15 protein-coding genes and 1 tRNA gene are annotated in these 11,238 nt (G+C 53.2%); 9 read left to right on the top strand and 7 right to left on the bottom strand.

Features of this window, described 5'->3' with window-relative positions; all coding sequences use genetic code 11:
- Window positions 1-658 precede the first annotated feature (658 nt).
- Both NCN06_RS12695 and NCN06_RS12690 read right to left on the bottom strand, forming a co-directional pair.
- Window positions 659-1,156 carry a hypothetical protein gene (locus tag NCN06_RS12695; RefSeq protein WP_250399026.1) on the bottom strand — a complete coding sequence of 166 codons (498 nt, stop codon included), beginning with the start codon at window positions 1,154-1,156 and terminating at the stop codon, window positions 659-661.
- Between the two features lie 236 nt (window positions 1,157-1,392).
- Entirely contained in the window at window positions 1,393-1,662 is a 270-nt protein-coding gene (locus NCN06_RS12690) for a hypothetical protein (protein ID WP_250399025.1), read from the bottom strand.
- A 231-nt stretch (window positions 1,663-1,893) separates the two neighbouring features.
- On the opposite strand from NCN06_RS12690, the gene NCN06_RS12685 reads away from it, so the two are divergent.
- From NCN06_RS12685 to NCN06_RS12840, 4 genes are all read left to right on the top strand, one after another.
- A complete protein-coding gene (locus NCN06_RS12685; RefSeq protein WP_284500002.1) occupies window positions 1,894-2,646 on the top strand; it encodes a phycobilisome rod-core linker polypeptide in 753 nt (250 codons plus the stop codon).
- A gap of 24 nt (window positions 2,647-2,670) precedes the next feature.
- Window positions 2,671-2,973, top strand: a complete 303-nt coding sequence (locus NCN06_RS12680) for a ferredoxin (protein WP_115025276.1) — start codon at window positions 2,671-2,673, stop codon at window positions 2,971-2,973.
- Between the two features lie 476 nt (window positions 2,974-3,449).
- Window positions 3,450-3,821 (top strand): hypothetical protein, encoded by a 372-nt coding sequence (locus NCN06_RS12675; protein ID WP_115025277.1) that lies wholly within the window; start codon window positions 3,450-3,452, stop codon window positions 3,819-3,821.
- Window positions 3,822-4,036: 215 nt separating this feature from the next.
- A complete protein-coding gene (locus tag NCN06_RS12840) occupies window positions 4,037-4,204 on the top strand; it encodes a DUF4278 domain-containing protein (RefSeq protein WP_115025278.1) in 168 nt (55 codons plus the stop codon).
- Window positions 4,205-4,318: 114 nt separating this feature from the next.
- Here the strand turns inward: NCN06_RS12840 and NCN06_RS12670 are convergent, their stop codons facing one another.
- A complete protein-coding gene (locus NCN06_RS12670; protein ID WP_250399023.1) occupies window positions 4,319-4,609 on the bottom strand; it encodes a hypothetical protein in 291 nt (96 codons plus the stop codon).
- Here NCN06_RS12670 and NCN06_RS12665 point away from each other — a divergent pair.
- From NCN06_RS12665 to NCN06_RS12655, 3 genes are read left to right on the top strand one after another with little or no spacing between them, the layout of a single operon-like run.
- Window positions 4,608-4,826, top strand: coding sequence for a hypothetical protein (locus NCN06_RS12665; protein ID WP_250399022.1), 219 nt, complete (start codon window positions 4,608-4,610; stop codon window positions 4,824-4,826). The two genes, NCN06_RS12670 and NCN06_RS12665, sit on opposite strands and share 2 nt — an antisense overlap.
- An 8-nt stretch (window positions 4,827-4,834) precedes the next feature.
- The gene (locus tag NCN06_RS12660; RefSeq protein WP_115025281.1) at window positions 4,835-5,104 is read left to right on the top strand and encodes a hypothetical protein; all 270 of its coding nucleotides are present in this window, start codon (window positions 4,835-4,837) and stop codon (window positions 5,102-5,104) included.
- 40 nt (window positions 5,105-5,144) lie between these two features.
- Entirely contained in the window at window positions 5,145-5,354 is a 210-nt protein-coding gene (locus tag NCN06_RS12655) for a TFIIB-type zinc finger domain-containing protein (protein ID WP_250399021.1), read from the top strand.
- Here the strand turns inward: NCN06_RS12655 and pepN are convergent.
- From pepN to NCN06_RS12640, 3 genes are all read right to left on the bottom strand, one after another.
- A complete protein-coding gene (gene pepN / locus NCN06_RS12650) occupies window positions 5,344-7,947 on the bottom strand; it encodes an aminopeptidase N (RefSeq protein WP_250399020.1) in 2,604 nt (867 codons plus the stop codon). The two genes, NCN06_RS12655 and pepN, sit on opposite strands and share 11 nt — an antisense overlap.
- Before the next feature lie 189 nt (window positions 7,948-8,136).
- Entirely contained in the window at window positions 8,137-8,568 is a 432-nt protein-coding gene (locus NCN06_RS12645) for a DUF8650 domain-containing protein (protein WP_250399019.1), read from the bottom strand.
- An 84-nt stretch (window positions 8,569-8,652) separates the two neighbouring features.
- Window positions 8,653-9,240: a hypothetical protein gene (locus tag NCN06_RS12640; protein WP_250399018.1), complete on the bottom strand. Its 588-nt coding sequence runs from the start codon at window positions 9,238-9,240 to the stop codon at window positions 8,653-8,655.
- Window positions 9,241-9,347: 107 nt separating this feature from the next.
- Between NCN06_RS12640 and NCN06_RS12635 the strand changes: the two genes are divergently transcribed.
- Window positions 9,348-10,499, top strand: coding sequence for a histidine kinase (locus NCN06_RS12635; RefSeq protein WP_115025285.1), 1,152 nt, complete (start codon window positions 9,348-9,350; stop codon window positions 10,497-10,499).
- 47 nt (window positions 10,500-10,546) lie between these two features.
- Window positions 10,547-10,619, top strand: a tRNA-Glu gene (locus tag NCN06_RS12630).
- A gap of 45 nt (window positions 10,620-10,664) precedes the next feature.
- Here the strand turns inward: NCN06_RS12630 and NCN06_RS12625 are convergent.
- Window positions 10,665-11,186 (bottom strand): SRPBCC family protein, encoded by a 522-nt coding sequence (locus tag NCN06_RS12625; protein ID WP_250399027.1) that lies wholly within the window; start codon window positions 11,184-11,186, stop codon window positions 10,665-10,667.
- Window positions 11,187-11,238: the final 52 nt, after the last annotated feature.

Genomic DNA, 11,238 nt, shown 5'->3' with positions numbered 1-11,238 from the left:
TCAGCACAATTCCCTCCCGCAGCAGGCGGGGGTGTTCTAGAGACAGCGAACCATTCCAGATCCGCCAAGCATTGAAGGCATGGCAATTCAACGAAAAGAGCTGTGATTTGTGCTGAATGAATGCATCAATTAGGTGAAACGGGTTGAGCCAGTCTGTTCGCAATCGATTCGTCTCTTTCGCGCATCAGAGACACGAGAATCAACCAAGGTCATCACTCCAGATCGCACTGGTCCGATTCGAACGCGTTTTCAACGCCAGATGACTCGTCTTCGAAACAGCGTGATTGAATCGAACTCATCAACTTGAATTTATAAATGTCAAAGCAGTGGGATGTTGTCGTCATTGCACAACCACAGCGAGGTGACGGCGAACCACTCCTCCCCTAAAATAAAACAATCAACTTTTGCTCCATTCAATGATGAATAAACAAACCATTGAATAGAGATTCCCTGCAGCGGGGACTTGCACACACAATGCCTTTAAATAAAGTTGCTGCGAAGTTACAATCACCCGAAGGCATTGACCATATGAGATACAGCAATATCGCTGCACTAATAAGCATCAGCGCAGCGATCCAATTAAAGGATTGCCGACTGCACTATGGGTACAAAATAAAACCGACAACGAGTAAAAATCCATGTCAAAGGCAATAAGCCATCAAATAAGTCGAAGACTAGCGAATAGGCCTTTGCTCAGAATCATTAACAGGCAAATTGAGGTTCCAGCCACTAAACTAAAATTAACTAATTGGAAAATTACCGGGCTTTGCAGCGATTCCAACTGCGCCGTCGGCTTTTGATCTTGACGAGATCCCTCCCAATAGGCGAAGACCAAACCCTTCTTGGCCACAAGCTTGTCACGAGTATTTAGCGAGCCGTAGCCAAACTCACTAATCATTTGCGATTGCTGCTTAATTTTTTTACTCTCGGCCACAAAAACAGACTGTATCCAATTACTATGCGCGCGAATACCAATCGCGATCCAAAAGATTACTGGAATGCATACAAGGAGGTTTAGATAGTCCATTGAAGTAAAAGCATATTCTGACCATTGATTTCTTGAGCGGTTATTATTTTGATCGCAGTCGCGCTGATATATCTTCCATTCCTGTGATGATTTTTGGCGAAGACGGCCAAGAATGGATGCAATATGCACATAAATTTGCTACTCAGAAAGGGCAGCTTGGTTAACCCTATACGAATCATTCGGGGAAATGCCCCTAAAGCACCACATAAAAAAACTAAACTCGACTGGATTTGATTGATTATTACTTACTGCTTGCTCACGGGCCATTTAATTACCGGGTAGCAATTTCATTGCCAACCACGGCATTTGGCCTGGTATTGAAGTTTCTATAGCAATTTCAGGCTTCTTTTACTTGAAATGAAAGCCTATTTCTTTGTTGCAGCTGACTGATCGGCCGAAGCAGATTGTTCTTTCACAGTTGCGGACGGCTTCTTTTGGCCCTCTGAAGTCTCACTCTTTGTTGCAGATGATTTTTTATCAGATACAGATTTTTCTTGTTTGACCGCTTTTTCCTGTTTGACTGGTGGCTTCTTTTTGGGTTTCAGCTTGCTTGTATCCAGAGCGCTTTCACCAAATGATTTATAACCCAGCAAGACCAGTCCGCCGACCACAGGGATCGAAGCAATACCACCCATGGCAATTTCAAATCCACTTAGAGCCACGTTTCATTTAAGCAAATACAATTGCAATACTGCACGATAAAAGCGTTTTAGGATTTCAAAACGCACTATGGGCAAGTATCAAATGGTCAAAGTTTAGACTCTTTTTTGCATGGCAAATGTTTTGATCCTTCATTTTGCTGTCACTTATTGTCTTGCCTCTTATTCTTTGGATGTAATTCTTACATTAAAGAATTTCCAGGTTAATTGGCCTCCCTTTCTTCCAGGGCTCGTTTACGATTCAATCTATCAAGCCAAAACTCCCGGGTTGACGCTATATCAGGTCGCTTACCTCAGCGTCGATCAGATCTATCGGCAGAATTAGCATCTGAAATAATCGGGAAGTGCTACCGCCAGATTTTTTTTCATGCGATGTCTTTTGATCGCGATCCTTTTCTGGAATCGCAATTTAAGTCTGGCAGCATCACAGTAAGGGATTTCGTAAGGGGCTTGCTCCTCTCAGAGCGTTTTTACAATGGATATGTTGCATGCAACAATAATGAGCGAATTGTCGAGCAGGTTGTAGGGCGAGTTTTGGGCCGTCCTGTTTATGGCTCAGACGAAAAGAGGTCTTGGTCTATTGTTATTGCTGAGCAGGGATTTTCAGGATTTGTTGATGCTGTTCTTGCCTCTCCTGAGTATTTTGAGAGATTTGGCAATGATGAGATACCTGAACAAGTTAATCGAACCTTGCCAGGCCGTCCTCAGGGTGAGATGCCCATCTATCAGCGCCTGCCCCGCTATGGAGAGAGTTGGCGCGAGCGCTTGATTCGTGATGGGTTGATGTTGTCTATAGATGCTTTCAATAAAATTAGTCGTCCAATGACGGTATCCCGTCTGATTTACGAAAAGCCAAAGGGTCGTCTTCTCAAGCTTTGGCTTCTTTTCTTAATTGTTGGTGGCGCTGGAAGCCTTTACTTGGTGCTTTTAATCTTCAGCCAGATGTTTACGATTCGCTGAAATTTTCATGGAAGCTTGATACAGATGTACATAGAAAGAAATCTGGTTGATGCAGCTTTTTCATCACATCCTGGGCAGCTTCGTACGGGATCCGAACCATCTTTAGGCGGAGGACTTCGCGACAAAGCAGTTTGGGTTGAGGAAGTTGACTGCATTGGCTGCCGTTATTGCGCACATGTAGCGTCCAATACTTTTGTGATGGTTCCAGAAACAGGTCGCTGTCGTGCGATTCGCCAAGACGGTGATTCAATTGATCGAATCCAGGAAGCGATTGACACCTGTCCTGTCGATTGCATTCATTGGGTCGATTTTGAAGACCTCAACTGAAGAGCTGATGTTTATTTCAACGCTCAATGCTTCCGGTTACGACTGCCCGTAGCTGGTCGGTGAAGGTTGGCTAGTAAACCCAAATACTTAAAACAGGCTGGCGGAGTTGCTCAGCACCAGTGAGAAACGCTGATCTGACTCCTCCCCTTCAAAAGAGGAGCCAGGCTGTGCATGCGGTGTCTGCGTGGGAAAGATCGCTGACACTCAGCGCCCAATGACCATGCAGGGGCCAATGGATGGAGGTGTGGACCCTCCAACAACACCATCACCCGGCTATCTGTTCAATGCTGTTCCGATGAGGCGAAAGCAGCGACCATATGAGCCGCAGCCATGTTGTGGCTTAACTCGCCTTCAGTGAATCATGCTGGTCGGACCCCCAGACCTCTCATTGGCAAGGCGTCAGATTGGGCGGAAGGGTTCCATAAGACCTTGCCTTGCACACGCCCTGAGAGAATCAAAATAAAGGGAGAAAGCAGGTGGGCAAAAAGTCTGGCTTCACCAGTGCAGAGATCGAGGAGATCAAGCGTCTGTATCTGAAGGAAGGTCGATCGATTCTCCAGATCCCCAAGATCCTTGGCAAAGGCAGCGAAAACTCAGTGCGCAACGCACTGCATAAGGCACGAATCAAAAATGCACCCGAAGAACGTATCAAGCTTGATCGGTTCAAGCCAGAGCAAATCTATGGAGAGATCACCCTCTTAAAACGACTCACAAAATCAAAAAAGCTGAGATTTCACGCAAGATGCACATGTGGTTATGAATTTGATGTTGACCCTTTTCGGCTAACATTGCCAGAGCATCACAAAGACAGAATTTCTGCATGCCAACGGTGCAGCAAAGAGAAATAATCTCCAATACCTCGCGCTTTTCACGACAACTGAGACGACAGTCGATAACAAGCAATAACCCCTTTTCCCTGTCAGGCCAAGGCCAGACGACGGCGCCTGTATCAAGCCGAGGCCATTTTAACAATGGCTAAAGAACGAAGTATCCAGTGGAACCTTGCGGGCCTTCAGCGACGATGTAGAACTTGAAAACATTTTAATTCACTCCCTGCTAAGCCATGGAACTCACCTTCTTGGGCAACAAATATGCAAAGTCAGAGAAAGCAACTACCAGACCAACAATCCAACTCAAATACATGGGTAAATCCTATCGGGCCGATCAAGTCAATTCGGTTCGCAATTCCGTTGTTCTGACTTATCGCGGCGTCTCCTATTCCAAGGCCTGAACAGGCTCAGGTTCCACCCCTGCCCTGTCGCCGCCGGCCTCAGCCCTGATGGGGCAGCAGAAACTACGGCAAGAAGATCAAGCATCAGCAAAAATGGCGGGATGAGATTTCTGATCACAGCCCTTGTCGCGTCATGGGCATTGGTCTTGCCGGTGCGGAGTGCGGAACCAATTCCCCTCGTGGTGGTTCCCTTTGACGCAGCATGGGGATCGCAACGTCTTCCCGTGCAGCCAGCAGCGCTTCTGCCCCCACCGCCAGTTCCCGAAGCGAAGCAGGACACGGAATCCAAAACTGAACCGAGACATCAGGGTCAGCGCTGGTGCCGTGGCCGTTGCTAATGCCACCACCGCTGTCGCACAAACGCGTTTTGTGTAAACCGAAGACATCACTTCTGACTCCCGTCATGCGACACGCGGCTCTGTTGATGGCCGTAATCCTTTGGGGCTCCACGGCTCTCGCAGGCGGGAATCGGGCCACAGCCCAGGGCCCCTCAGAGCAGTTCGCCACCGCAGAGGCCATGCGCGTGGTCCCAAAAGGGGCAACGATCACCGACACAACCTGCAAAAGCATTGATGTGGGATTCAGCAGCCGCTATCAGTGCACCATCACTTACAGCCCCTGAGCAGATCAATGAAAGGCTTGCTTGCTCCGTGTTGGGCCTTGCTGCTGCTTGGAGTACCGGCCGCGGGACGCGCCGCATTCGATGAGTGCCAGCTGATGGATCAGGTGCTGAATCGCCTGGGCAACGCCATGGCAATCAATCGAGCGATCATCGCTGAGAGCAGTGACAGCAAAGCTGTTGCTGTGGCGAGCGAAGCTCTTGCCCAACAGAACGAGAGCTATCGACGCACGAAGCGCCAGCGCTCCAAAGCAGGCTGCGAAGGCTGGGAACGGGACTAACTGATGCCAGGCAAGCTGGTGGAACGATGATTGAGAGACCTTGGCCGTCACCGTCTGCCAGAACTGCGGAAGCCGTCGGTTTCGTGCCGATCGATCCATGGCCGGACGGCTGGTCTGTCAGAACTGCGGTCTTGCGGCAGGGAGCCGACCCACGCGCCCAACGCCGCTGAGCAGTCGGCGCAGCAACAGAAAGTTCTGGCTGGTCATCCTGCTGCTGGCGATCATCGTGCTTGTGGTGATCACGTCATGAGCAACTGAACAACCTCGGCCGTGTTTGCAGATAGGGGCTCTGACGCCAGCTGTTCGATGGCCTGACGCATCACCTTCTGGCGGTCGGATCCGTAACTGTTGCAGCGGCTGAACACCTTGGCCATCCGTGAAGCTGTGATCGGATTCCGGGAATCAACCGCTGCGATTTGCTCAGCCATGAACCGATAGCCACTGCCATCGGCGGCATGAAATGCCTGCACATTGGCCGTGAATCCGCCCAGGACGGCGCGCAAGGAATTGGGAGCGAGCGGATCAAAGCGTGGGTGCTCCAAAAGCTGCTGAACCCGCTCCAGAGCATTCGACCTGGGGGCCGACGCTTCCATCGCAAACCAAGCGTCAAGGATCACGGGTTTGTCCTTCCAACGGTCGTAAAACAAGGCCATCGCCTGCTCATGCTCAGCACTGTCGAGCGGAAGCAACGCGCGCAGTGCTCCCCGCGCAAGGGTCATCGAAGGCCCGGAGACCGCCGCTAGTGCCTCAGCCTGAACCATTGCGTCCCCAGCAGCTGCGAGCCAGCGCCAAGCCAAAGCCGTCAGTGCACGGCCGCCCTGACCGGCTGGCCAAGCCATGGCCCAGTCAGCCCGCGCCAAGTCCAGGAGTCGTCGCAGGGACGACTGCAATCGAACACCCATCTCCTGGGTCCACTCCCGGAACGCCTCATCCAGCGAAAGAGGATCCACTGGGGATTGCAATGCCTCCAGTTCCGCCATTCCTGGAAGCGCAAGCAGCGCCGCCAGGTCCATGCCATCACCACCGTCGTAAGCGGAGATCCTCTGATCCAAAGCCTGAATCAGAGCCTCCTCCACGGCACGTTTCGGCTGGTTTTCAGCCCGTGCCAGAAGCACCTGACGTGCCAAACGCTGAGCCGCATCCCAACGGCAGAAGGGGTCATCATCGGAAGACAACAGCTGCAGACACTCCTCCAGCGACTGGTCCAACCGCACATGGACCGGCGCCGAGAACCGCCGCAGCACGGATAGGGCAGGGGCGTTGTCACCGGGCTGGCCCTGCAGGGTGATGCTGGCTCGCTCAGCCTCCATCACGAGCAGCTGCTCTTCACCAACACGACCTTGCTCACCCACCAGGGCCATGGCAACCGGCAGCACCAGGGGCTGCTTGTCCGCTTGCCCCGGCGTCGGAGCCGTCGCCTGGTGCAAGACCACCGTCAATTGACCCGATTCAGGGTTCCACTGCCGATCAATGCTGAGTTCCGGAGTTCCTGCCTGGTGGTACCAGCGCTTGAAGCGTTCCAGATCAAAACCAAGCGGCTCGCCCTGGCTGGTGGCGCCATCGGCGATTGCCTGAACAAAGTCCTCAGTTGTGGCGGCCGTGCCATCAAAACGTTGGATGTAAACCTCCATTCCCTTCATGAAACGCTCTGGCCCAAGCAAGGTGCGCAGCATGCGGATCAACTCCGCGCCCTTTTCGTAAATGGTTGTTGTGTAGAAGTTATCGATCGCCTGGTATTCCGATGGCTTCACGGGATGCGCTGTGGGGCCTGCATCTTCTCGAAATTGGGTATTACGCAACATGGCAACATCCTCAATGCGCTTAACCGCTTCAGAATGCAGATCTGCAGTAAAACATTGATCACGAAAAACCGTTAGACCTTCTTTAAGTGAGAGCTGAAACCAATCCCTGCATGTAATGCGATTTCCGCTCCAATTATGAAAATATTCGTGCGCAATGACGCTTTCGATTCGTTCGAGCTCGGCATCGGTTGCAGTCACCGCATCGGCGAGAACAAGCTTTGAATTGAAGATATTCAGACTCTTATTTTCCATCGCTCCCATGTTGAAGTGACGCACCGCAACGATGTTGTATTCATCCAGGTCGTATTCGAGGTTATAAACAGATTCATCCCATGCCATGGATCGCTTCAGCGACGCCATCGCATGGGCCGTGAAGGGTTCATCCCCCTCCTCAACATGCAATCGCAGGGCGACCTGCCGGCCCGACGTCGTTGTGTACTGATCACGAATCTCCCTCAAGTCTCCGGCCACCAGGGCGAACAGGTAAGAGGGCTTGGGGAAAGGATCGTCCCAGGTCACAGCATGACGGTCAGCGCCAATGCGCTCGTTCTCTATTGCATTGCCATTACTGAGCAGCACCGGACAACTGCTGCAGCTGGCCTCAATCCGTACCCTCCAACGACTAAGCACATCCGGACGATCCGGATGCAGGCTGATGCGTCGAAATCCTTCGGCCTCGCACTGAGTGCTTAGGAGACCACCGCTGGCATACAACCCCTCAAGAGAGCTGTTGGAGTAAGGATCCAGACGGCAGCAGGTCTCCAGTACAAACGGCTGGGTCGGAACAACTGGGATGGTCAGAAGGCCGTCAGCGAAGCTGTAATCCTCAGGCTTCAAAGGCGTCTGGTCGATCGCGAGAGATTCGATGGCCAGATCGACGCCGCACAACACGAGGGGCTCATTGGCACGACGCGGTTGAAGGCTGAGCCTGGAGTTAACAACGACATGGTCGCTCTGGATATTCACATCAAGAGCGATGTCGGGAAGATCAAAGGCCCATGGCGTGTAGTCCGCTAAACGAATCGAAGCAGCTGCAGTCATGGGCTAACGACGCAAGGACTCAACAATCCTGACTGACAGAACCCACAACTGAGGCTCGTCAGCCAAAAGTTGAATCCTTAGACCACCAGTAGTAGGACTAAACATTATCGATCAATCCAAATATCAGAATCCTTAATAGCCAAGCAAATCGAGATATTTTTCACTACAAGAGCGGGAGAGGAGCTCTTCCTATTTCTTGGCGGGCTTCAAGGACGCGGCTGCTTTCTCAAAGCGTGCTTTCTCTGCGGCAGGAACTGATTTAGGACAGAACTTCAAAGCGCCGCCTACGACCATAAAGCCAGCATTGTTAAGGAACTGCTTCTCAGGCAAAGGAGTCTTGGAGCCGGGGAGCAGACCGCCATGCTTGCCGTAGATCACATGCAACTGAGCGGCAAGAGCAACCGCAAGAGACTTGCTGAAATCGATCTTCTGGGCCCTCGCCTCACAGAAGGTGGCAATCGACATCACCCCATAAGTATTGACTTCCATAGCCGTAGCGGGGGTGGGCTTGGCCTTTGACGCCTGAGCCTGAGACGTGGCGGGAAACAGCAACGGAGCTGCCATCAACAGGGCAGCGGTGGCTAACGAACGACGAATCACCTTGGTTCTCGGACAGCTCACTTTTTTGCAACTTACCGCCCAAGCAAAGGCTTCACGAGGGTTGGGCGCGGTTGTTGAACTGGGACAACAGCAGAACGGAACCCCCTATTCGTCCTCGATCAGCGGCAGGGAATCGGAAAGTCGAATCTCGTGATGGTGCTCAACGATGGAGAGATCACCGTTCTCCCAGCTGTAAATGGCGCGATAGCGGTAGCGGTCCTGATCCACAAGCCGAATGTGCTCAAGGATGTCCCATTGCTGATAGTGGGATTCGAGGATGGTTTCGTGCTCATCCACTTGCCGGATCCTGGTTCTCACAGGGTCGCCATTGAGATAACCACGACTTCGTTGGAGCTGATGGCCCCACAGCGTGGCCTCCATCACCCCAGTGCGCTCAAACCAAGGCTTCCGTGCAAAAAATTCGTCGGAATGCTGGTCCTCCTGGTCGGACCACCAGCTAAATCGGTACCGACTCTCGCCGGCCTCGGGGTGGGCGAAGGCCTCCATCTTGAGGTTCATATCCAAATGCAGCACCTGGTCGTCACTGAAGGTGTACTGCCGTCTGGAACGCCAGACCCCCAAATTGCGGTTGAACCAGCGACGCAGGCTGCTGTCGACCTGAATCGTCGGCTGGACAGCCACTCCAGCGGGAGCGGTCAGAGGAGCACGGTTTTGCGCGGAAAAAAGCGACATGGACCGCGTCGATGACGCCATGGAGTGTTCTCCATCGTCTTAGCTCTGATGGCGGTTCAGTCAAAAACCCATAAGGTAAGCATCGGTTTTTGTGGTCTTGAGTCCGCGTGGTGAAGGACGGTCCCAAGACCCATCAGCCGTTGAAGCTATTGCTGGTGGCAGCGCGACACCACCTGTCTGGCCAGGATCTTCGTTCCGTGGTGCAGTTTCTGGAACGGGAAGACCTGGGCTTCGAAGTCACCCTGCAGGTCGCTGATCCCTCGCACCAACCCGAACTTCTGGAACTGCATCGCCTTGTGGTGACGCCAGCCCTCATCAAACTTGCTCCAAACCCGAAACAGGTTTTTGCAGGAAGCAACATCCTTCAGCAACTCAAAGGGTGGGTGCCGCGCTGGAAACAGGATGGGGTGGTAAGCGGTCTCGGCCTCAGCCTCAGACCCACGGAACTTGATGGGAGTCGGACCCAAAAGGAACTCCAACTCGAGGATCAACTCTTGGTGCTGCGTCAAGAGAACGAGACGCTGATCGATCGCGTTCATGCCCAGGAACGCTTATTGCGCATGGTGGCCCATGAACTGCGTACACCGCTCACGGCAGCGGCGTTAGCCCTGCAAAGCCAGCGCTTGGGACAGATCGACATGGATCGCTTTCAGGATGTGATCACCCGCCGCCTGCAGGAGATGGAGGCACTGTCAAAGGATTTGCTCGAAGTGGGAACCACCCGTTGGGAAACGCTGTTCAACCCGCAACGGCTCGACCTTGCCAGCGTTTCTGCCGAGGTCATTCTCGAGCTCGAAAAATTGTGGTTGGGCCGAAACGTCGAAATACAAACTGATATCCCCGCTGATCTTCCCAAGGTCTTTGCCGACCAGCGCCGCATGCGTCAGGTGCTGCTGAATCTCCTGGAAAATGCCCTGAAGTACACCGGGGATGGTGGGCACATCTCGCTCACCATGCTGCACCGCACCAGCCAGCGCGTGGAGGTCAGTGTTTGTGACAGTGGTCCCGGCATTCCGGAAGCGGAACAACAGCGGATTTTTCTGGATCGGGTTCGTCTACCGCAAACCTCCGACCAAACCACCGGATACGGCGTGGGTCTGGCGGTCTGCCGCCGCATCGTCGAAGTGCACGGCGGCAAGATCTGGGTTGTCTCAGACCCTGGAGAAGGAGCCTGCTTCACCTTCACGGTTCCGATCTGGCAAGGACAAGGTGTCGAATGGGGACAGGCTGTCTTGACGGAGGGTCCGACCAAGCCCTAGTGTTCACAAGTGATCAGGAGCACTGACTGCTCGCTCATCACGGCCTCGCCCCCATCGTCTAGAGGCCTAGGACACCTCCCTTTCACGGAGGCGACAGGGGTTCGAATCCCCTTGGGGGTATAGACAACATCGCGAATTCAATTCGCGATGAGTTCAGCAGCGACTTCAGCCGTTTCTTCGTTGCGCTTCCTGCACCACAGCGCTCAGATTGCTGGAAAGATCATCGCGCAGTCGCTCTTCAATCAAACCAATCGGCATGCCTAGGCAGCCTTGAACCGTCAGCTCGTAGAGCAGTGAGCTTCCGTCGGGACGTTGACGGATCTGCCACGAACCTTCGAACCGCCTGAAATCACCTTTCACCATGCGGAACTGCAGCAGTCCGTCGTGGCGATACTCCGTCAACTCCAACTGAACCTGGGCTGAGAACCGAAGCCCCAGGAGCTGCTGACTGCCCACCTGCTGAAGCCGTACCGTCTGGCCTTGGCGCTGGATCAGCTCGCTGGAGCTGAGGTTGGGGATAAACCGGGACAAATTCTCGTAATCCGTCAGCACATCCCAGAGGAGCTGAACAGGCATCGAAGATTTCAGTTCCGCAGCGAGACGACGCGCACCCTGGGGCAGCCGCTCCATGGTCTGCTCAATCGCAGTCGCTGAATCGCTGGAGGTTTGAAGCCCACGTCCAAACATTGTCTGGGGGAGAACCAAAAGAGGCGCCGAAGCGAGAGACCGAACCTGGGGA

Origin of the sequence: Synechococcus sp. MU1648 (genome assembly GCF_023630615.1) — a bacterium.
Taxonomy (GTDB): domain Bacteria; phylum Cyanobacteriota; class Cyanobacteriia; order PCC-6307; family Cyanobiaceae; genus Parasynechococcus.
This window is presented reverse-complemented; position numbering and strand designations above follow the sequence as displayed.

Coding starts and splice junctions, on each gene's coding strand:
- NCN06_RS12625 (WP_250399027.1), bottom strand. CDS start 11,186: ATGTTTGGACGTGGGCTTCAAACCTCCAGCGATTCAGCGACTGCGATT.
- NCN06_RS12665 (WP_250399022.1), top strand. CDS start 4,608: ATGCGACACGCGGCTCTGTTGATGGCCGTAATCCTTTGGGGCTCCACG.
- NCN06_RS12680 (WP_115025276.1), top strand. CDS start 2,671: ATGTACATAGAAAGAAATCTGGTTGATGCAGCTTTTTCATCACATCCT.
- pepN (WP_250399020.1), bottom strand. CDS start 7,947: ATGACTGCAGCTGCTTCGATTCGTTTAGCGGACTACACGCCATGGGCC.
- NCN06_RS12690 (WP_250399025.1), bottom strand. CDS start 1,662: ATGGGTGGTATTGCTTCGATCCCTGTGGTCGGCGGACTGGTCTTGCTG.
- NCN06_RS12840 (WP_115025278.1), top strand. CDS start 4,037: ATGGAACTCACCTTCTTGGGCAACAAATATGCAAAGTCAGAGAAAGCA.
- NCN06_RS12640 (WP_250399018.1), bottom strand. CDS start 9,240: ATGTCGCTTTTTTCCGCGCAAAACCGTGCTCCTCTGACCGCTCCCGCT.
- NCN06_RS12660 (WP_115025281.1), top strand. CDS start 4,835: ATGAAAGGCTTGCTTGCTCCGTGTTGGGCCTTGCTGCTGCTTGGAGTA.
- NCN06_RS12670 (WP_250399023.1), bottom strand. CDS start 4,609: ATGACGGGAGTCAGAAGTGATGTCTTCGGTTTACACAAAACGCGTTTG.